Source organism: Streptomyces sp. DT190 (genome assembly GCF_049846985.1).
GTDB lineage: Bacteria > Actinomycetota > Actinomycetes > Streptomycetales > Streptomycetaceae > Streptomyces.
In genome coordinates, this window is sequence record NZ_JBNCNM010000038.1 from 1 (window position 1) to 18,232 (window position 18,232).

The following is an 18,232-nucleotide window of genomic DNA, read 5'->3' on the forward strand; positions in this document are numbered from 1 at the left end:
CTCGGAACGGCGCGATCGACTTGCGTGCCGACTGACTGTTCGTTGACGCGCCAACCGCTGCGGGCGGACACCCCCCGGCACGGCCCCTCGCGTCGTCCGGCGGGTGCGGGTCCGCCCTGGCCGCGGGCATGCGTGCCGCCTGGGGCGATGGGGGTCCCCCCTGCTCGAGCGAAGCCGAGAGCTTGGGGGAGGGTGGGCGCGGCGGCACCCCGCTTCGCCGGGTTGCGGGCCTACCCGGCACCAGCGGCCACCGCCGCGGTGGCTACAGGCTGACGCCGACCGTCACCGGCTCGTTCACCAGCGTGATGCCGAACGCCTCGTGGACGCCGGCCACCACCTCACGGGCCAGGGCGAGGAGATCCTCCGTCGTCGCGCTGCCCCGGTTCGTCAGCGCCAGCGTGTGCTTCGTGGAGATGCGGGCCGGGCCGTCGCCGTAGCCCTTCGTGAAGCCGGCCTTGTCGATCAGCCAGGCCGCGGAGGTCTTGGTGCGGCCCTCGCCGGCCGGGTACGCCGGTGGCTCCACCCCGTCGCCGAGCCGGTCGCGCACCCGGGCCCGGAACGCCGCGAAGTCCGTGTCCGTGAGGATCGGGTTGGTGAAGAAGGACCCGGCCGACCAGGTGTCGTGGTCCTCGGGGTCGAGGAGCATGCCCTTGCCGGCCCGCAGCTTGAGCACCGTCTCCCGGGCGTCGGCGAGCGGGACGCGGTCGCCGGGCTCCACCCCGAGGGCCCGGGCCGTCTCGGCGTAGCGCAGGGGTGCGGAGAGGCCGCCCGCGTCCTCCAGGGCGAAGCGGACGCGCAGCACCACGTAGCGCTCGGGGTCGGACTTGAAGCGGCTGTGGCGGTAGGAGAAGGCGCACTCCTCGTTGGAGAGGGTGACCGTCTCGCCGCTGCGGCGGTCGTAGGCGACGACCTCCGTGATCGTGGAGGAGACCTCCTGGCCGTACGCCCCGACGTTCTGGATGGGGGTCGCGCCCGCCGAGCCGGGGATGCCGGCCAGGCACTCGATGCCGGCCAGGCCCGCCTCGACCGTGCGGGCGACGGCGTCGGTCCACACCTCGCCGGCCGCCAGCTCCAGCCGCGTGCCGTCGAGGGCGAAGCCCTTCGTGGCGATGACGAGGGCGGTGCCGTCGAAGCCCTTGTCGCCGACGACCAGGTTCGAGCCGCCGCCGATGAGCAGCAGGGGCGTACCCGTCGCGTCGGCTTCGCGGACGACGGCGGTCACCTCCTCGTCCGTCGTGGCGGTGACCAGCCGGGTCGCGGGGCCGCCCAGCCGGAAGGTGGTCAGCGGGGCGAGGGGGGCGTCGTGGAGTTCCTGCACGGGCTCAAGAGTACGAGACGGCATCGGAGGTTCCCCGCACGCGTCGGTGCGACCCCGTCGGACGGACGCGGGCCGCACGCGCGCGTGGTGGCGGTCAGGGCAGGCGGCGCAGCGCCTCGGTCCAGGGGATCGGAAGGTCGTCGCCGCGGGCCTGCCAGGTGGTGAAGGCCGCGTCCCTCATCTGCGGGGCCAGGCCGCGGGAGGTGGGTCCGTGGGCGCCCGCGCGGGCGAACGCGTGGAGGGCGTCCTTCGACTCCCAGGCGGACAGGGTCCAGAAGGTCCGTTTCAGGGGCCTGGCCCGCAGGGTCGCTCCGTAGGCGCCGGGGCTGCGGCGGACCTGCCGCCAGACGGCGGGGGTGCCGGCGAGGAACCTCAGCGCTCCCCACAGGGTGCGGGTCTCGAAGCGGGAGGCGAAGACGTGCACCTCGGTGTCGCGGGGCGGGGTGTTCGGGACGGTCCAGGGGAGGGTGGGCATGGCCGGGTCTCCTTCGGGTCCTCGGGTCAGTGGGAGGCCGTCTCCAGCACCGGTGCCGCGTCGGCCGGGGCGGCAGGCCGGCCGGTGCGGCGGCGGGAGGGGACGAGCAGGGCCGCGACGCCCGCCAGGGCGACCACCGCGGAGCCCGTGACCAGGGCGGGCCGCATGCCGTCGACGAAGGTCCGGCCGGTCTCGTAGCCGCCCTGGGCCGCGAAGATCGACGCCATGACGGCGATGCCGAGCGCTCCGCCGACCTCGCGCAGGGCGTTGTTCGCACCGGAGGCGATGCCCTGCTCCTCGGGCCGGACGCTGGCCATGACCAGGTGGGAGGCCGGGGCGAAGAACAGGGCCATGCCGATGCCGCTGATGATCAGGGCGGGCAGCTGGGCGCCGTAGGAGGCGTCGGCCGTGGCGACCACCGCCATGTAGCCGAGGCCCAGGGCCTGCAGGAAGAGGCCCGCGGCGACGACCGGGCGGCCTCCGACGCGGTCGGCCAGGAGGCCGGCGACGGGCGCGACGAGCATCGGCATGCCGGTCCAGGGCAGCATCCTCAGGCCCGCCTCGGTGGGCGAGTAGCCGAGGACGCCCTGCATGTACTGGCTGAGCAGGAAGATCGAGCCGAACATGCCGAGGAACATCAGCAGGCTCGCCGCGTTGATGCCGGAGAACGCCCGGGAGCGGAACAGCCGCATGGGGAGCATGGGGTTCTTGGCGCGGATGCTGTAGAGGACGAAGGCGACGAGCAGCGCGGAGCCGGTGAACAGGCCCAGCAGGACCGGGCCGCCGGTCCAGCCGTCGACGGGGCCGCGGACCAGGCCGTAGACGATGCCGAAGAGGCCGCCGCTGGCCAGCAGGGTGCCCGGGAGGTCGAGCGGGGCTCCGGTGCCGTGGGACTCGGCGAGGCGCAGGCGGGCGAGGGGCAGCAGGGCCACGCCGAGCGGGACGTTCAGCCAGAAGATCCACTGCCAGGAGATGTGTTCGGTGAGGGTGCCGCCGACCAGCGGCCCGGAGGCGACGGCGAGTCCGTTGACGGCTCCCCAGATGCCGTACGCCATGCCGCGCTTGGCTGCGGGGACGGCGGCGGTGAGCAGGGTGAGGGTCAGCGGCATCATCACGGCCGCGCCGGCGCCCTGGACCGCGCGGGCGGCGATGAGGGAGTCGATGCCGGGTGCCATCGCGGCGGCGGCGGAGGCGCCGGTGAAGACGGCCAGACCGGCGAGGAAGAGCCGGCGGCGGCCGAAGCGGTCGCCGAGGGCGGCGCCGAACATCAGCAGGACGGCGAAGGTGAGCGTGTAGGCGCTCACGGTCCATTCCAGGTCGTGCAGGCCACCGCCGAGGTCCTCGCGGATGGAGGGCAGGGCGGTGGTGACGACGAGGTTGTCGAGGGCCGCCATGAATCCGGCGACGCTGGTGATGACGAGGGCCCAGGCGGCTCCCCCGCAGCGTGCGGTCTGCTGTGACATCGCTCCCCCAGGAGTGTGTGGTGTCTCGCGATGATCGATTAGTTATTGATTACTAACTTTTGCGGCCAGGAAGAAGGCGAGGGCTTTCGCACCCTTCCGGGTCAGTGCTCCAACGACCCCTTGACGCGCGCCGAGGGATACAGGCCCTCCCAGACGCGGTGCTCGGGCGGGAAGCCCATGGCGAACAGGCAGTTGATCAGCATCCCGTACGCCATGAAGGTCGTCGTCTCGTCGACGTCGGCCCCGAGCGGCAGATGGACGGTGTCCCACAGCCGCATCCAGCCGGCCCGCACCGACTCGCCGAACTCGTGGTCGCCCTCCTCCTCGGCGGCCCGCACGGCGACGTACATCTGCATCTGCATCAGGAGCCGCTCGGGCCGCTCCGCGATGACCTTGGTGTACGCGTTCCCCATGGCGTGCAGCGCCTCTTCGCCCTGGAGCCCCTCGGAGGCCTCGGCGAAGGTGCGGATGGTGTCCTCCACGCAGCGCTCGGCGGCCGCCAGGAAGATCGCCTTCTTGCCCGGGAAGAGCCGGAAGAGATACGGCTGCGAGACCCCGACGCGCCGCGCGATCGCCTCGGTCGACGTGCCGTGGTAGCCGCCGCGGGCGAACTCGGTCGTCGCGGCCCGGATGACGCTCTCGCGTCGCTCCTCCGCACTCATCCTGGGCATGCAAGAAAGTTAGTACTCAATCACTAACCGCGTCAAGCGTCCTCATGCGCGAAGGGCGCCTCCCTCGGGAGACGCCCCATGACTCACACCCCGCCGGGGTCAGGCCAGCCGTACGACCGCCCGCGACATGCCCAGCACCTTCTGTCCGGCGCAGGTCGCCGTCAGGTCCACGCGGACGGTGTTGTCGTCGAGCTTGGCCGCGACCTTGCCGCCGACCTCGATCACGGCGCCCCGGTCGTCGTTCGGGACGACGACGGGCTTGGTGAAGCGGACGCCGTACTCGACGACGGCACCCGGGTCGCCCGCCCAGTCGGTCACCACGCGGATCGCCTCGGCCATGGTGAACATGCCGTGCGCGATGACGTCCGGCAGGCCGACCTCCTTGGCGAACTTCTCGTTCCAGTGGATCGGGTTGAAGTCGCCGGAGGCACCCGCGTACTGGACGAGGGTGGCGCGGGTCACGGGGAAGGTCTGTGCCGGCAGTTCGGTGCCGACCTCGACGTCGGACCAGGAGATCTTCGCCGTCATGGGATCGCTCACGCCTCCTCGGCCGCGCGGGCCACGAGCTTGGTCCAGGCGGTCACGACGTGCTCGCCGGCCTCGTCGTGGACCTCGCCGCGGATGTCCAGGATGTCGTTGCCCGCGAGGGACTTGATCGACTCGATGGTCGAGGTGACGGTGAGCCGGTCACCGGCCCGCACCGGGCGCCGGTAGGCGAACTTCTGGTCACCGTGCACCACGCGGCTGTAGTCCAGGCCGAGCTGCGGGTCCTGGACGACCTGGCCCGCGGCCTTGAAGGTGATGGAGAACACGAAGGTCGGCGGGGCGATCACGTCGGGGTGGCCGAGCGCCTTGGCGGCCTCCGCGTCCGTGTACGCCGGGTTGGCGTCCCCGACCGCCTCGGCGAACTCACGGATCTTCTCCCGGCCCACCTCGTAGGGCGCGGTGGGCGGGTACGTCCGCCCCACGAAGGACTGGTCGAGCGCCATGGCTCGGCACCTCCTGGTAGCTCTACTGACCGGTACTGGGTCACTCAACGACGCGAGGCCGCCCCCGATTACTCGGGAGCGGCCTCGTGTACGAGCCTGTTTTATCGCGTTTCGCGGTGCGCGGTGTGCGCGTTGCAACGCGGGCAGTGCTTCTTCATCTCCAGACGATCCGGGTTGTTACGCCGGTTCTTCTTGGTGATGTAGTTCCGCTCCTTGCACTCCACGCAGGCCAGCGTGATCTTCGGGCGGACGTCGGTGGCAGCCACGTGAGTGCTCCTAAGACGAACGGATGGACATTTAACGCAAGAAGAGTAGCCGATCGAAGGACCGACCCCGCAATCGGCTACTGAGAGTAGCGGTGACCGGACTTGAACCGGTGACACAGCGATTATGAGCCGCTTGCTCTACCGACTGAGCTACACCGCTTTGATGTGGTCCGGACCCCGTCTTGCGACGGGAGCCAGTCACACCAGAGCCCCAAAACGGAATCGAACCGTTGACCTTCTCCTTACCATGGAGACGCTCTGCCGACTGAGCTATTGGGGCGAGCGATGAAGACATTACACGCTCGCCCGCCGTTCGCCCAAATCCGTTTCGGCCCTCCCGCCCGGGCCGCCCGCACGGCCCTCCCGGCCGTGCTCCGGTGCCTCCCGAGCCCCGGCTTCCTCCCGTTCCACGCGAGGGGACCACACCGGTACGACTATTGCGCTCCTCCCCGCTCCGGGCGGGAGGCCGCCCTAGGCTCGTCTCACTCTGAGTGATCATGCGTCCTCGCGTGCACAGCCCGAGCCCCTGGAGCGCGATGCCCGACAGCCGTCCGCAGCCGCCACCGCCCCCGTCGTCCTCGCCGGGTCCGGCGGACTCGTCGTCGTTGCTGCTGTGCGGGGCGCGGCTCACCGACGGCAGGACCGTGGACGTGCGGCTCGGCGGCGGGCGCATCGAGGCGGTCGGCACGGCCGGCAGCCTGGGCGCCACGCGCGCGTGCGGATCCCGGGTCGACCTGCGGGGCTATCTCCTGCTGCCGGCCCCGGCCGAGCCGCACGCGCACGCCGACACCGCCCTGTCCGCGGACGGCGAGGGCCCCGCCTCCCCCGAGCCCGAGGACGTCCAGCGCCGGGCGACCGAGGCCGCGCTGCTCCAGCTCGGGCACGGGGCCACGGCGCTGCGGGCGCACGTGCGCGTGGGGGACGTGCAGGGGCTGGGCGCGCTGGCGGCGGTGTTGCAGGCGCGGCGGGCACTGCGGGGGCTCGTGGAGCTGACGACGGTGGCGATGCCCCGGGTGCTGACCGGGGTGGCCGGGGCGGACGGGCTGGCGGTGCTGCGGGACGCGGTGAAGATGGGCGCCGCGGTGGTGGGCGGCCGGCCCGACCTCGACCCGGATCCCGCGGGGTACGTGGAGGCGGTCCTGGAGGTGGCCGCCGAGCACGGCTGTCCCGTCGACCTGCACATGGACGCCGGGGACCCGGCGCGGCTGGCCCGGCTCGCAGCGATGGCGGGCGGACTGCGCCCCGGGGTGACGCTGGGCCCGTGCGGCGACCTCGGCCGGCTGCCCGGCGAGGTGGCCTCGCGGACGGCGGACCGGCTCGCCGCGGCCGGGGTGGCGGTGGTGTGCCTGCCGCAGGGCGGCTGCGGCGGCGCCGACCGGCGGGGCACGGCCCCGGTGCGGCTGCTGCGCGCGGCCGGCGTGCGGGTGGCCGCCGGGAGCGGGGCGCTGCGGGACGTGTCCAACCCGGTGGGGCGCGGCGATCCGCTGGAGGCCGCCTTCCTGCTGGCCTCGCGTCACGGGCTGTCGCCCGAGGAGGCGTACGACGCGGTGAGTTCCTCGGCGCGGAGGGTGCTGGGGCTGCCCGAGGTGCGGGTGGAGGCGGGTTTCCCGGCCGAGCTGCTCGCGGTGCGCGGGGACCGGCTGGCGGGGGCGCTCTCGCTGGCGTACAGCCGGGTGGTCGTGCACCGGGGGCGGGTGGTGGCGCGGACCAGCGCGGTGCGGGAGTACTGCAGTTCGACCGCGGCGGAGGAGCTGGGGCTGCCGCGGCAGGGGCGGGGCGAGGTGTCGTAAGGCGCCCAGGTCGCGGGGTGCGCCGGGGGCGCGGCCCGGGTCGTGCGGCGGACGGGGCGGTCCGGGCGTACGGTCGAAGGCATGCGCATTGTCATCGCTGGTGGTCATGGTCAGATCGCGTTGCGGCTGGAGCGGCTGCTCGCCGCGCGCGGGGACGAGGTGGCGGGGATCATCCGCAAGGCCGAACAGGCCGACGACCTGAGGCAGGCCGGTGCCGAACCGGTCGTGCTGGACCTGGAGTCGGCGTCCGTGGCGGAGGTCGCGGAGCGGCTCAGGGGTGCCGACGCGGCGGTCTTCGCGGCGGGCGCGGGCCCGGGCAGCGGAGCGGCCCGCAAGGACACGGTCGACAAGGCCGCGGCGGTCCTCTTCGCGGACGCGGCGGTGCGGGCGGGCGTGCGGCGCTTCGTGATCGTGTCGTCGATGGGCGCCGACCCGGAGCACCGGGGCGACGAGATCTTCGACGTGTACCTGCGCGCCAAGGGTGAGGCGGACGCGTACGTGCGCGGCCTGGACGCCCTGGACTGGACGGTCCTGCGCCCCGGTCAGCTCACCGACGACGCCGGCACCGGGCTGGTCCGCCTGGAGGCGCACACGGGCCGCGGGCCGATCCCGCGCGACGACGTGGCCGCCGTGCTCGCGGAGTTGGTGGACACCCCGGCGACGGCCGGGCTCACGCTGGAGCTGATCAGCGGGTCGGCGCCGGTGTCGGTCGCCGTGAAGTCGGTGGCGGGCAACTGAGGCCGCCGCGGGGCGGCTTCGGCCGGTCCGGCTGGAACATCCGGCTAGAACAGCGGCAGCTGGCCCGGGAAGTCCGGCACCGTGTAGCCGTCCAGGGACGGTTGCTCGGGGCCGGGGCGGGCCTGCCGGCGGGAGCCCGGGCACGAGGTGAGTTCGCCGTGCTCGCGGGCGCCGGGCGGGTCGTGGCGCGCGTACCGCCCGGCGACGACGGCGATCTCGCGGCGGCACTCGGGGCACGTTCTGCGGCGGGTGGACATGGGGTCAGTGTGCCGCGCGCGCGGCACCGGTACGCCTCTCCCCTGCCGGGCCTGCCGGGACCCGACCGCATGCCCGCGTGCCACACGTGCCCGCACGCCCGCATGCAGTTGCTTAAGTCAATCAATGGGGCTTAGCTTGGTCCGGTCGCGCTCCCCCTCACGCCTTCCTGGAGGCCCGGCCATGTCCCACGCCCCCACCCGCCCCGCCGCGGACGGGAGATCCGCGCCGCCGCGGTCCGGTGCCGTCGTCGCGGTGCTGGCCTTCGGCGGAATCGTGGTCTCGCTGATGCAGACCCTGGTGATCCCGATCGTCCCGGAGCTCCCCCGCCTGCTGGACGCGCCGCCGTCGGACACCGCCTGGGCCGTCACGGCGACGCTGCTCGCCGCCGCCGTCGCGACCCCGGTGACCGGCCGGCTCGGCGACATGTACGGCAAGCGCCGGATGCTTCTGGTCAGTCTGGTGATGCTGGTGGCCGGGTCGGTGACCGCCGCGCTCAGCGACTCGCTCGTCCCGATGATCGCCGGCCGGGCACTGCAGGGCCTCGCCTCCGGCGTGATCCCGCTCGGCATCAGCATCATGCGGGACGAACTGCCCGCCGAACGACTGGGCTCCGCCACGGCGTTGATGAGCGCCTCCCTCGGAGTCGGCGGCGCCCTCGGTCTGCCCGCCGCGGCGCTGATCGCGGACAACTTCGACTGGCACGCCCTGTTCTGGACCTCGGCCGCGCTGGGCGCCGTCGCCCTGGTGCTGGTGCCGCTCGTGGTGCCGGAGTCACCGGTGCGCACCGGCGGGCGTTTCGACCTGGTCGGCGGCGTCGGCATGGCGGCCGGGCTGGTGTCGTTGCTGCTGGCCGTCTCCAAGGGCGCCGACTGGGGCTGGGGCAGCGGCGCCACACTCGGCCTCTTCGCGGCGGCCGCCGTCGTACTGCCGGCGTGGGGCGCATGGGAGTTGCGGGTCAAGGAGCCGCTGGTCGACCTGCGGGCCACCGCCCGCCGTCAGGTGCTGGTCACCAACCTCGCCTCCATCGCCGTCGGGTTCGCGATGTTCGCGATGTCCCTGGTCATTCCGCAGCTCCTGCAGTTGCCTGAGGCGACCGGCTACGGTCTCGGCAGGTCGCTGCTGGTCGCCGGGCTGACGATGGCGCCGTCCGGCCTGGTCATGATGGCCGCGGCCCCCTTCTCGGCCGCCCTGTCCAAGGCCAGGGGCCCGAAGATCACGCTGATGGCCGGCGCGCTGGTGGTGGCCGCCGGGTACGGGCTGAACATCGTGCTGATGTCCGAGCTCTGGCACTTCGTGCTGGTCACCTGTGTGATCGGCGCCGGTATCGGCTTCACGTACGGTGCGATGCCCGCGCTCATCATGAGCGCGGTGCCGGCCTCCGAGACGGGTGCGGCGAACAGCCTCAACACACTGATGCGGTCCATCGGCACGTCGACGGCCAGCGCCGTGGCCGGGGTGATCCTGGCGCAGATGACGACGCCCTTCGGGCCGGCGGTGCTGCCGTCCGAGGACGGGTTCCGCGTCGTGCTGGCGATCGGGGCGGGGGCGGCGCTGCTCGCGTCCGTGGTCGCCTCGTTCATCCCGCGGCAGCGGGTGGCGCAGACGCCGGTGGACGCGCCGGCCGGCGAACCGGCAAAGGCCTAGGCGGGGGCGCGGTGCCGGCCGTCGGGCAGGCTGCCGTCGCCGCGGGCGGAACTCCCGTGCGGGGCCGGGTCCTCGGGGCCGGCGGCGCGCCGCACCGGCCGCCCGTCCGGGTAGGCGAGACCGGCACGAGCGCGCGGGGTCTCAGCCGTTCGGCGCGCCGAACCACCGCGGGAGGCGGGCGAGCAGTTCCCGCTGGTCCTCGCCCGCCCACGCCACATGGCCGTCCGGGCGGAGCAGGACCGCGGGGACGTCCGGTTCTGCGCCGTCGTCGAGAACGTGGTCGACCCGGTCCTCCCAGCCCGTCACCGACAGCCGCCCGCCGGTCCGGTCGAGGAGCAGCCCGCGGCCGCCGCGCATCAGCTCGTACAGGCGCCCGTTCCGCAGCCGTACGTCCCGCAGCCGGCGGCCGAGCAGGGGGTGGCCCTCGCCGACGTCGTAGCGGACGGAGACGGCGGTGATCTTCTCGCTGAGGTACCGGTTCACCTCCTCGAACTCCATCAGCTCCGCCAGCAGCCGGCGCACGGCCCGCGGCCCCGGCTCGGGCGTCAGCAGGTGCATCTGCGCGCGGGTGTCCTCCAGCACGGCGGCGGCCACCGGGTGGCGTTCGGTGTGGTAGCTGTCCAGCAGGCCCTCCGGCGCCCAGCCGCGGACCTCGGCGGCCAGTTTCCAGCCGAGGTTGAAGGCGTCCTGGAGACCGAGGTTGAGCCCCTGTCCCCCGGTCGGCGGGTGGATGTGCGCCGCGTCGCCGGCCAGCAGGACCCGGCCGGTGCGGTAGCGCTCGGCCAGCCGGGTGGCGTCGCCGAAGCGGGAGAGCCAGCGCGGTGAGTGGATCCCGAAGTCGGTGCCCGCGAACCTCCGCAGCTGCTGCCTGAACTCCTCCAGGGAGGGCGCCGCCGAGCGGTCCTCGGCCACCCCCTCGGCGGGCACGATGACGCGGTACAGCCCGTCACCCGTGGGCATCGCGCCGAACCGGAACTCGGTCCTGCGGACCTCGGCCGTGACGGCCGCCAGTTCCTCCGGCGAGGCGGTCAGCTCCATCTCGCCCAGCAGCGTCTCGACCCTGCTGGGTTCGCCGGGGAAGCCGACGCCGAGCAGCCGGCGCACCGTGCTGATGCCGCCGTCGCAGCCGACGAGGTGGCGCGCGCGCAGCCGCGTTCCGTCGGACAGCTCGGCTGTCACCCCGTCGTCGTCCTGGTGCAGCCCGACCAGCTCGCAGCCGCGCCGGATCCGGGCACCGGACCCGGCGGCGTGCTCGGCCAGCAGGCGCTCGGTGACGGGCTGCGGGATGCCGAGGACGTACGGGTGCGCGGTGTCCAGGTCGGGCCGGGGCGCCCTGAGGCCGGCGAAGGCCCCGCCGGCGTCCCGGAGCGTCCCGCAGCGCAGGAAACGCTCCAGCAGACCGCGCTGGTCCAGCACCTCGATGCTGCGCACGTGCAGACCGAGCGCACGCGTCTGCCCGGTCGGCTCCGCCAGCCGCTCCAGCACCACCACGTCCAGGCCGTGCAGCCGCAGCTCCCCGGCCAGCATCATGCCGGTCGGCCCACCACCGACGATGATCACATCGACCACGAAAATCCCCTGTCCTTTCGCCCGCACCGGGCTGGAGCCGAGGATTCTGCGCCCTCACCGGGGCCTTGCCGCAAGACCCCCCGTGCGCTATATCTTGGAAGTGGCAGGGAGCACCCGACTCCCTGCCTTTGTGTTTTCCCTCCCTTTTCTCTCCGCTTATCAGCTGGACCGCCTGTGTGTCTTTTCCGGGGACCGGGTGTTCTCCCCGCCCCTTCCCCACCCGGTCCCAGAAGATCTTCCGCATGGGATCTCGTGTTGCCGAGGTGGAACTGCCGCCTCTTTTCTGCCCGCTGGAATCCGACGTCCATCCGCGCGCCCGGCAGATCGAGGAACGCGCCGACGAGTGGCTCAGGAACAGCGGCATGTGCGCGTCCGAGGAGGAACTGGCCTGGGTCGTCGCCACGCACAGCACCGACTTCTTCGCCCGTTTCGTCCCGGGCGCCGACGACGACCGGCTGCTCGCGACGGCCCTGTGGGTGTACTGGGGCTTCGGCTTCGACGACGCGCGCTGCGACCGGGGCCCGCTGAGCACGCGCCCGGCGCAGTTCAACGCGCTGGCCTGCCAGGTGCAGCGGGTGTGCGAGAACGGCACCGCGACCGGCGGCGACCGGTACGTCTGCGCGCTGCGGGACATCATGCGGATGCTCCGGTCGCTCGGGACGCCCGCGCAGGTGGGCCGGTTCACGCACGCGCACCGCGCCTGGCTGTCGGGCGTGGCCTGGCAGGTCGGCAACCAGGCGCTGGGCCGGATGCCCGGCCTGGACGACTTCCTGACGATGCGGCTGCTGTCGTCGGGCGGGGAGCCGACCTTCGCGATGCTGGAGATCGCCAACGGCGCCGAGGTGCCCGACCGTGAGCTGTACCGGCCGGCCGTGCTGGCGCTGAAGGAGATGGCCATCCTCGTGGCCGCCCTGGACAACGACCGCCACTCGCTGCCCAAGGAGCGGGCCCGCGACCAGGCCGACCAGAACGTCTACACCGTCCTGATGCACGAGCGGGACCTGACGCTGCAGCAGGCGGTGGAGGCAGCCAACCAGTTGCGCGACCGCGTCCTGCTGCGGTTCCTGCGGCTGCACGACCGCGTCCGCCCGACGGCGGGCCCGGAGCTCGCCGCCTATCTGCAGGGGCTGCGGCACGGCATCCGCGGCAACAACGAGTGGGGGCTGCGGGTGCCCCGCTACCTCAGCATGGGCCGGTGGCCCGACGCCATGGAGCACACCGCGCTGACCTGGGCGGAGGAGCCGTCCGACACCCGCCCGGGTCCACTGGAGGGCGCCCCCGGCGTCGCCTGGTGGTGGGACGAGGACCTGGGCTGAGGCCCGCTCAGCCGCCCGTGGCCAGGTCCAGCGTCCACCAGGGCCCCCCGGCGCCGGACGCGACACCGACCCCCGCGTGGGTGTACCGGCAGGTCAGGAGGATGGCCCGGTGCTCGGGGCTGTCGATCCAGGTACGGACGACGGCCTCGGGTGTGCGGGGACCGGCGGCGACGTTCTCGGCGGTGTGGCCGGGCCGGTAGCCGGCGGCCCGCATCCGCTCGGCGGGGCTGCTGCCGTCGCCCCCGGTGTGCGTGAGGTGCTGCCGGCGTGCCATGTCGGCGCTGTGCCCCTGGGCGGCCCGGTTGAGGGAGGCGCGCAGCCGTACGGGACGGCAGCCGGCCTGGACGCGGTGCCGGTTGACGGCGGCGACGACCTCGGTCGCCGCGATGTCCCGGGACCGCTGCGGAGGGGCGTACGGCGCGCCGTCCCTCGATGGCTGGACGGGCGCGGGCCCGGGCGCGGGCAGGGGCCACAGGGGTGCCTGGTAGTACGGCGGTGGAAGCGGCACGGGCGGTCCGGTCACGGCCAGGAGGGTGCCTGTCAGGGCGAGCGCGGCCCTGCGCATCCCGGTCATCTGCTCTCTCTTTTCTTTTCTCCGCGTCTTGCGTCCTGCGTCTTACGTCCTGCGTCTGCGGCTTGCGGCGCACACCGTACCGATATTTATTTCCGCTGTTGTGCCCAGCCGTTCCTTCGGGGGAAAAGGGCATTTCCCTGGCCGGTACGGACGACCATCTTGGCTAGGCTGGTACGCGCTCGTTCACTCCCTCCTTCTCCACCCTTCTCCTCCCCCTTTTTCTTTTCTCTCTTTCTCTCCGGAGGTTCCTCATGTCGCTGCGGGTTCGCCGCATCGCTGTCGTGTCGCTCGCCGCGCTGGCCCTCACCGCGAGCGGGGCGGCGGTGGCCGCCGCCTCGACGCAGCCGGCCGCCACCGCCGTCGGCAACCCCGGCCCCGAGGGCTTCGGGGGCGGCGGTCACGGCCACGGCCACGACCGGCCGCTGCACTTCGGGCCGTTCGAGTTCCCGCGCTACGGCTCCGTCTCGGGCGGCTTCTCCTGGGGTGTGCGCGACTGACGGGATCCCCGACCGCGCCGAGGGCCGCCCCGCGGGGCGGCCCTCGGTCGTTTCCGGAGCGCGCCGGCCGGTCAGCGCTTCAGCGTGGTCGCGCTGGCCACCAGGACCAGGACCACGCACCCCAGGATGAGCAGCGCGTCGCGGACGAACAGCCCGGTCACCCCGGTGTGCGTGGCGGCCTCGCCGGCGGCCTGGACGGCGTACGTCATCGGCATCGCCTTGGCCACGGCCGACAGGGCGCCGTGCATCTCGTCGCGCGGCACGAACAGGCCGCACACCAGGAACTGCGGCAGCACCCCGGCGGGCAGGAACTGCACCGCCTGGAACTCGTTGCGCGCGAAGGCGCTCACCAGCAGCCCCAGCGCCAGCCCGAGCAGCGCGCCGAGCATGGCGATGACCATCAGCAGATACGCGGGGCCCTTGATGTCCAGGCCGAGCGGGCCGACGGACAGCAGGGTGGACAGGACCGCCTGGAGCAGGGCCAGGAAGGCGAAGGCGAGGCTGTAGCCGAGCACGATGTCCAGCCGTCGCACGGGCATCGTCAGCAGTCTCTCGGCGGTGCCGGTGGTGCGCTCCCGCAGCGTCGACACGGACGCCACCAGGTACATCACGATGACCGGGAAGATGCCGAAGACCTGCGGCCCGACCCGTTCGAAGCTGGCCTCCGAGTCATGGAACATCAGCTTCAGCAGCACCATGAGCATGCACGGGATGCCCAGCAGCAGCGCGGTGCTGCCCTTGTCGCGGGAGATCTGCTGGAGCACCCGGACCGCGGTCGCGCCGGTGATGGTGGGCGAGAACGGCAGCCGTTCCGCCAGTCCGAGGCCGCTCACCGCGCCGTGTCCGCGGCGAAGTAGGCCCGTTCCGCCTCGGGGGCGCCGCCCTGGTCGAGCAGGCCGGGCAGCGTGGGCAGCAGACTCTGCGCCGCCGCCCGCCGCCGGGCGCGCTCCTCGGCGTCCGTCGCGGCCTGCACGAGGTGCATGAACGCCTCTTCCACGTCGTCGCAGCCGGTGTGCTCCAGGAGCGTCTCCCGGTCGGCGCCGGCCAGCAGCCGCCCGGCGCGCATCAGCAGCAGCCGGTCGCAGCGGTCGGCCTCGTCCATGACGTGGCTGGAGACCAGCAGGGTGGTGCCCTCCCCGGCCAGCCGCTGGAACACCAGCCACAACTCGCGGCGCACCATGGGGTCGAGGCCCACGGTCGGTTCGTCCATCACGAGCAGGTCCGGCTTGTTCAGCAGCGCCACGGCCAGGGAGACCCGTGAGTACTGGCCGCCCGACAGCCGGGCGACCAGCTTGTCCGCGTACGACGCCAGGTCGACCTCCTTCACCACCCGGACCACGGCGTCCTCCCGGCGCCAGCCCCGCATGCCGAGCGCGGCGGCGAAGTAGCGCAGGTTCTCCAGCACGGTCAGGTCCGCGTAGACCGACGGGGCCTGGGTCACGTAGCCGACGCGCGTGCGCAACTGCGGGGCGCCCGCCGCGTATCCGAGGACCTGGACGTGGCCCGCGGTGCTCTGCTGCACGCCGACCACGGACCGCAGCAGCGTCGTCTTGCCGCAGCCGCTCGGCCCGAGCAGGCCGACGATGCAGCCGCGGGGGACGGTGAAGCTGACGTCCTGCAGGACCGTGTGGCGGCCGCGGACCACCCGCAGTCCGTAGGCGGCCACGGCGGGAAGATCCCCCGGCAGCGCTGGGCTGGTCTCGGTCTGCTGCACGACTCCACTGTGTTTCGTCACGTTCGGTTCCGCTCGTGGCGGCGGGTGCGCCGGTCGGCGCCGCCCGGTCCGGCAACGGCGGTGGGTCAGGGCTGTCGGCCAAGGCGTGGGACACGGCGGTCACAGGCCGCCGCACAGACAACGGTCCACTTGAGCCGAAGTCACGGCTTTTGTCCCTCTCCGTTCCCCGAGGCCGTGCCGAGCGGGCCGGTGGTCAGGCCTCGCGGTGGGTCATCGCCCAGGCGATGTCCCGGAGTTGCCGGTAGACGTCGGGGGCGGGCCGGGCCCAGGACAGCGCTCGCAGCGCGGCCGACACCTGGCGGCGGGCCTCCTGCTCGGCGGCCTCGCGGCCACCGGCCTCCGCCACGAGTTCGCGCGCCAGGGCGACGTCCCGCTCGTCGAGGGGGTGCGGGGCGGCGTACAGCGCGCGCAGCCGCTCGGCCGCCGCGCCCTCGCCGCTCAGGGCCGCCACGACGGGCAGCGACTTCTTCCGTGCCGCGAGATCGGACCCGACCGGCTTGCCGCTGCGCGACGTACGGCCCCAAATGCCCAGGACGTCGTCGGCGCACTGGAAGGCCACGCCCAGACGGCGCCCGAACTCCCGCAGGCCCCTGACCCGTTCGGCGTCGGCCCCGGCCAGGATGCCGCCCAGGGCGCACGAACACCCGATCAGCGAACCGGTCTTGCCCTCCGCCATGGCGAGGTACTGGGCCACCGACACCTCCGGCGCCTTCTCGAACGCCACGTCGCGGCTCTGCCCCTCGACCAGTTCGAGCAGGGTCGTGACCAGTTCCTGGACCGCCTCGGCCGCCCGTTGCGCGTCGACGTCCGCCAGCGCCCGCAGCGCCGACACGAGCAGGGCGTCGCCGGCCAGGACGGCCGCCGGGGTGCCGAACACCGACCAGGCGGCCGGGCGGTGGCGGCGCAGGGCGTCCCCGTCGATGACGTCGTCGTGCAGCAGCGTGAAGTCGTGCACCAACTCCACGGCCACGGCGCCCGGTACCGCGAGATCCGGGCTGCCGCCGACCGCGGAGGCGGACAGCAGGGACAGCGCCGGGCGGACCGTCTTGCCGGAGCGGGCGGCCGCCGCCACCGGTGTGCCGTCCGCTTCGCACCAGCCGCGGTGGTACCGCGCCACCCGTCTCTCGCTGTCCGGCAACGCGGCCACGGCCGACCGCAGGGCGGGGTTCAGCAGGTCGTCCACCCAGCCCAGACGAGGGAAGGTGCCGACCGGGGCGGGGCCGGTGATCTGCGCCATGTGCTGCTCCTCAGAACCGCGAACGGGAACCGCGCCGACGGCAGTTGCCGCGCCGCGTGACCCGCCTCAGTCAATCGGTGACCGCTTCGCGCGAGAAGCAGCCCCGCACTGCCCGCCGAAAGATCACTTACCCGGACCAGCCCTATTACCGTGCACCAAGCCGACAATCGGGCCATGCCACAGGCCAGTTGCGGCCCGGGGAGAAGAAGTCGTGGTCGGAGCGGGCCCGCGCCTCACAGCGCCACGCCCCGCGTCAACGCCAGACTGACGCTGTTGCCACGCGGCATCGTTTCTGCATACGGCTGCCGAGTGATCTCCGCGCGCGTCCGACCGTCCTGGTGCCGGACGGGTCGCCCATCCTGCTGCCCGTGATCGCTTCTCTGGCACGCGCCTGTGCTGCCGCCCTGATGGGCACCGCCTGCACCTTCGCCCTGTCCTGCCCCGCCCACGCCGCGAAATCCCTGCCGCTGGACCAAGCAGTCGCCGCCCTGCCGCAGGCCGCCGAATCCCGCGACGGGTACGAGCGCGCCGAGTTCACCTACTGGAACGCCGGCGCGCAGCCCGACGACGACTGCGACACCCGCGCCGAGGTGCTGATCGCCGAGGCGGTCGAACCGCCGGCCACGGGCCCGGGCTGCGCGCTGAAGGGCGGCACCTGGTCGTCCTACTACGACGCCCGCCAGGTGACCTCCGCCGCGGCCACGGACGTCGACCACATGGTGCCGCTCGCCGAGGCGTGGGACTCCGGCGCGTCCCAGTGGACGGCCGCCCGCCGCGAGGCCTTCGCCAACGACCTGGGAGACCCCCGCAGTCTGGTGGCCGTCTCCGCCGCCGCACACCGCAGCAAGGCGGACCAGGACCCGGCCCAGTGGCTGCCGCCCAACACCAAGGCCACGTGCCGCTACCTCGTCGAGTGGACGGCCGTGAAGCTGCGCTGGGGTCTCACCGCGGACACCGAGGAACGCGAGTCCCTCACCCGCCTCGCCGAGGCCTGCCCGGACGCGACGGTCACGTACACACCGGCTCCCTAGGGGCCGTGCCGGTCGGCCGGTGGCCGAGGAGCGGTGGCCGAGGAGCGGTGGCCGAGGAGCGGTGGCGCCGGGTGAGACACGTCACCCGCCTCGCGCCCACGGCAGCGCACAACGAAAGACCCCCTCTCGTCTACGTCTCCGCAGATGAGAGGGGGTCTTCCCCAGTGTGGCGGCGCCAGGATTCGAACCTGGGAAGGCTGAGCCGGCAGATTTACAGCGGGCTCAGTCCGGCTGGGTTGACCTGCGGTCTTCCATGGTTGCACTCGCTTATGGGGGACGCCTGGGGGAAGTCGATCCCAGCATGTCGATGGTGGCCCCCACACCGCGCGACCGCATCGCGCCGCCTCGGAACGAGAAACAGTTGGCTCGTGCTCGATGATGCGACGGCCAGGCAACGTCAACTCGGGCTGACCGGGCGTCGACGGGCTCTCAAATGGAGCGGTGCCGCCTCCGAGAACACGACGCCGCTCCGTTGCCTCGTGAGTCTTACCCCTCGGTCACCACCCGCCCGCGATCAGCAGGATCACGAGCAGGGTCACCATGGCGCCGGTGGGTGACGCCTGCGACTGAAGCGAGGAGAGCACCGTCGAGACGGCGGCCAAGACCTCCAACTGTTCACGGATCCGGGGTCCCTGCGGGAATGCCGGCTCAGACACGTTCA

At 73.1% G+C, this 18,232-nt stretch carries 20 protein-coding genes and 2 tRNA genes; 6 read left to right on the top strand and 16 right to left on the bottom strand.

The window, feature by feature from the left end; genetic code table 11:
- Window positions 1–262: 262 nt before the first annotated feature.
- The 9 genes from ACPXCS_RS38175 to ACPXCS_RS38215 all read right to left on the bottom strand — a co-directional run bounded on the left by ACPXCS_RS38175 (window position 263) and on the right by ACPXCS_RS38215 (window position 5,462).
- Window positions 263–1,318 (bottom strand): UDP-N-acetylmuramate dehydrogenase, encoded by a 1,056-nt coding sequence (locus ACPXCS_RS38175; protein ID WP_425952108.1) that lies wholly within the window; start codon window positions 1,316–1,318, stop codon window positions 263–265.
- 94 nt (window positions 1,319–1,412) lie between these two features.
- Window positions 1,413–1,793 (bottom strand): DUF3291 domain-containing protein, encoded by a 381-nt coding sequence (locus ACPXCS_RS38180; protein ID WP_425952109.1) that lies wholly within the window; start codon window positions 1,791–1,793, stop codon window positions 1,413–1,415.
- A 26-nt stretch (window positions 1,794–1,819) separates the two neighbouring features.
- Window positions 1,820–3,256: an MFS transporter gene (locus ACPXCS_RS38185; protein ID WP_425952110.1), complete on the bottom strand. Its 1,437-nt coding sequence runs from the start codon at window positions 3,254–3,256 to the stop codon at window positions 1,820–1,822.
- A gap of 101 nt (window positions 3,257–3,357) precedes the next feature.
- A complete protein-coding gene (locus ACPXCS_RS38190; protein WP_425952111.1) occupies window positions 3,358–3,927 on the bottom strand; it encodes a TetR/AcrR family transcriptional regulator in 570 nt (189 codons plus the stop codon).
- A 99-nt stretch (window positions 3,928–4,026) separates the two neighbouring features.
- Complete coding sequence (locus ACPXCS_RS38195) at window positions 4,027–4,455, bottom strand: MaoC family dehydratase (protein WP_425952156.1); 429 nt, start codon at window positions 4,453–4,455, stop codon at window positions 4,027–4,029.
- A gap of 8 nt (window positions 4,456–4,463) precedes the next feature.
- Window positions 4,464–4,916 carry an FAS1-like dehydratase domain-containing protein gene (locus tag ACPXCS_RS38200; protein ID WP_425952112.1) on the bottom strand — a complete coding sequence of 151 codons (453 nt, stop codon included), beginning with the start codon at window positions 4,914–4,916 and terminating at the stop codon, window positions 4,464–4,466.
- A gap of 101 nt (window positions 4,917–5,017) precedes the next feature.
- Window positions 5,018–5,182 carry a 50S ribosomal protein L33 gene (rpmG, locus tag ACPXCS_RS38205; protein WP_003948671.1) on the bottom strand — a complete coding sequence of 55 codons (165 nt, stop codon included), beginning with the start codon at window positions 5,180–5,182 and terminating at the stop codon, window positions 5,018–5,020.
- An 87-nt stretch (window positions 5,183–5,269) separates the two neighbouring features.
- Window positions 5,270–5,342, bottom strand: a tRNA-Met gene (locus tag ACPXCS_RS38210).
- Between the two features lie 47 nt (window positions 5,343–5,389).
- Window positions 5,390–5,462 (bottom strand) — tRNA-Thr (locus ACPXCS_RS38215).
- A 256-nt stretch (window positions 5,463–5,718) separates the two neighbouring features.
- On the opposite strand from ACPXCS_RS38215, the gene ACPXCS_RS38220 reads away from it, so the two are divergent.
- Window positions 5,719–6,972, top strand: coding sequence for an amidohydrolase family protein (locus ACPXCS_RS38220; protein WP_425952113.1), 1,254 nt, complete (start codon window positions 5,719–5,721; stop codon window positions 6,970–6,972).
- Between the two features lie 81 nt (window positions 6,973–7,053).
- The gene (locus tag ACPXCS_RS38225) at window positions 7,054–7,710 is read left to right on the top strand and encodes an NAD(P)H-binding protein (protein ID WP_425952114.1); all 657 of its coding nucleotides are present in this window, start codon (window positions 7,054–7,056) and stop codon (window positions 7,708–7,710) included.
- Window positions 7,711–7,754: 44 nt separating this feature from the next.
- Here the strand turns inward: ACPXCS_RS38225 and ACPXCS_RS38230 are convergent, their stop codons facing one another.
- Window positions 7,755–7,967 carry a hypothetical protein gene (locus tag ACPXCS_RS38230; protein WP_425952115.1) on the bottom strand — a complete coding sequence of 71 codons (213 nt, stop codon included), beginning with the start codon at window positions 7,965–7,967 and terminating at the stop codon, window positions 7,755–7,757.
- Between the two features lie 181 nt (window positions 7,968–8,148).
- Between ACPXCS_RS38230 and ACPXCS_RS38235 the strand changes: the two genes are divergently transcribed.
- The gene (locus tag ACPXCS_RS38235) at window positions 8,149–9,612 is read left to right on the top strand and encodes an MFS transporter (protein WP_425952116.1); all 1,464 of its coding nucleotides are present in this window, start codon (window positions 8,149–8,151) and stop codon (window positions 9,610–9,612) included.
- A gap of 141 nt (window positions 9,613–9,753) precedes the next feature.
- On the opposite strand, the gene rox is transcribed toward ACPXCS_RS38235, so the two are convergent.
- Window positions 9,754–11,181 (bottom strand): rifampin monooxygenase, encoded by a 1,428-nt coding sequence (gene rox, locus ACPXCS_RS38240; RefSeq protein WP_425952117.1) that lies wholly within the window; start codon window positions 11,179–11,181, stop codon window positions 9,754–9,756.
- A gap of 242 nt (window positions 11,182–11,423) precedes the next feature.
- Between rox and ACPXCS_RS38245 the strand changes: the two genes are divergently transcribed.
- The gene (locus ACPXCS_RS38245) at window positions 11,424–12,497 is read left to right on the top strand and encodes a terpene synthase family protein (RefSeq protein WP_425952118.1); all 1,074 of its coding nucleotides are present in this window, start codon (window positions 11,424–11,426) and stop codon (window positions 12,495–12,497) included.
- Between the two features lie 7 nt (window positions 12,498–12,504).
- On the opposite strand, the gene ACPXCS_RS38250 is transcribed toward ACPXCS_RS38245, so the two are convergent.
- Window positions 12,505–13,071: a CAP domain-containing protein gene (locus tag ACPXCS_RS38250; RefSeq protein ID WP_425952119.1), complete on the bottom strand. Its 567-nt coding sequence runs from the start codon at window positions 13,069–13,071 to the stop codon at window positions 12,505–12,507.
- Between the two features lie 251 nt (window positions 13,072–13,322).
- Here ACPXCS_RS38250 and ACPXCS_RS38255 point away from each other — a divergent pair, with 251 nt between their 5' ends.
- Entirely contained in the window at window positions 13,323–13,568 is a 246-nt protein-coding gene (locus ACPXCS_RS38255; RefSeq protein ID WP_425952120.1) for a hypothetical protein, read from the top strand.
- Between the two features lie 71 nt (window positions 13,569–13,639).
- Here ACPXCS_RS38255 and ACPXCS_RS38260 read toward each other — a convergent pair whose 3' ends face one another.
- From ACPXCS_RS38260 to ACPXCS_RS38270, 3 genes are all read right to left on the bottom strand, one after another.
- The gene (locus tag ACPXCS_RS38260) at window positions 13,640–14,401 is read right to left on the bottom strand and encodes an ABC transporter permease (protein WP_425952121.1); all 762 of its coding nucleotides are present in this window, start codon (window positions 14,399–14,401) and stop codon (window positions 13,640–13,642) included.
- Entirely contained in the window at window positions 14,398–15,282 is an 885-nt protein-coding gene (locus tag ACPXCS_RS38265) for an ABC transporter ATP-binding protein (protein WP_425952122.1), read from the bottom strand. The genes ACPXCS_RS38260 and ACPXCS_RS38265 overlap by 4 nt, the downstream gene beginning before the upstream one ends.
- A 214-nt stretch (window positions 15,283–15,496) precedes the next feature.
- Complete coding sequence (locus ACPXCS_RS38270; RefSeq protein WP_425952123.1) at window positions 15,497–16,540, bottom strand: polyprenyl synthetase family protein; 1,044 nt, start codon at window positions 16,538–16,540, stop codon at window positions 15,497–15,499.
- A 368-nt stretch (window positions 16,541–16,908) separates the two neighbouring features.
- Between ACPXCS_RS38270 and ACPXCS_RS38275 the strand changes: the two genes are divergently transcribed.
- Window positions 16,909–17,571, top strand: coding sequence for an HNH endonuclease family protein (locus tag ACPXCS_RS38275; protein WP_425952124.1), 663 nt, complete (start codon window positions 16,909–16,911; stop codon window positions 17,569–17,571).
- Window positions 17,572–18,068: 497 nt separating this feature from the next.
- Here the strand turns inward: ACPXCS_RS38275 and ACPXCS_RS38280 are convergent, their stop codons facing one another.
- Window positions 18,069–18,227 carry a hypothetical protein gene (locus ACPXCS_RS38280; RefSeq protein ID WP_425952125.1) on the bottom strand — a complete coding sequence of 53 codons (159 nt, stop codon included), beginning with the start codon at window positions 18,225–18,227 and terminating at the stop codon, window positions 18,069–18,071.
- Window positions 18,228–18,232: the final 5 nt, after the last annotated feature.

Bases quoted from the DNA above. Each gene is read 5' to 3' on its own strand.
- ACPXCS_RS38180 (WP_425952109.1), bottom strand. From the start codon at position 1,793: ATGCCCACCCTCCCCTGGACCGTCCCGAACACCCCGCCCCGCGACACC.
- ACPXCS_RS38185 (WP_425952110.1), bottom strand. From the start codon at position 3,256: ATGTCACAGCAGACCGCACGCTGCGGGGGAGCCGCCTGGGCCCTCGTC.
- ACPXCS_RS38190 (WP_425952111.1), bottom strand. From the start codon at position 3,927: ATGCCCAGGATGAGTGCGGAGGAGCGACGCGAGAGCGTCATCCGGGCC.
- ACPXCS_RS38195 (WP_425952156.1), bottom strand. From the start codon at position 4,455: ATGACGGCGAAGATCTCCTGGTCCGACGTCGAGGTCGGCACCGAACTG.
- ACPXCS_RS38200 (WP_425952112.1), bottom strand. From the start codon at position 4,916: ATGGCGCTCGACCAGTCCTTCGTGGGGCGGACGTACCCGCCCACCGCG.
- ACPXCS_RS38220 (WP_425952113.1), top strand. From the start codon at position 5,719: ATGCCCGACAGCCGTCCGCAGCCGCCACCGCCCCCGTCGTCCTCGCCG.
- ACPXCS_RS38225 (WP_425952114.1), top strand. From the start codon at position 7,054: ATGCGCATTGTCATCGCTGGTGGTCATGGTCAGATCGCGTTGCGGCTG.
- ACPXCS_RS38230 (WP_425952115.1), bottom strand. From the start codon at position 7,967: ATGTCCACCCGCCGCAGAACGTGCCCCGAGTGCCGCCGCGAGATCGCC.
- ACPXCS_RS38235 (WP_425952116.1), top strand. From the start codon at position 8,149: ATGTCCCACGCCCCCACCCGCCCCGCCGCGGACGGGAGATCCGCGCCG.
- ACPXCS_RS38245 (WP_425952118.1), top strand. From the start codon at position 11,424: ATGGGATCTCGTGTTGCCGAGGTGGAACTGCCGCCTCTTTTCTGCCCG.
- ACPXCS_RS38250 (WP_425952119.1), bottom strand. From the start codon at position 13,071: ATGACCGGGATGCGCAGGGCCGCGCTCGCCCTGACAGGCACCCTCCTG.
- ACPXCS_RS38255 (WP_425952120.1), top strand. From the start codon at position 13,323: ATGTCGCTGCGGGTTCGCCGCATCGCTGTCGTGTCGCTCGCCGCGCTG.
- ACPXCS_RS38270 (WP_425952123.1), bottom strand. From the start codon at position 16,540: ATGGCGCAGATCACCGGCCCCGCCCCGGTCGGCACCTTCCCTCGTCTG.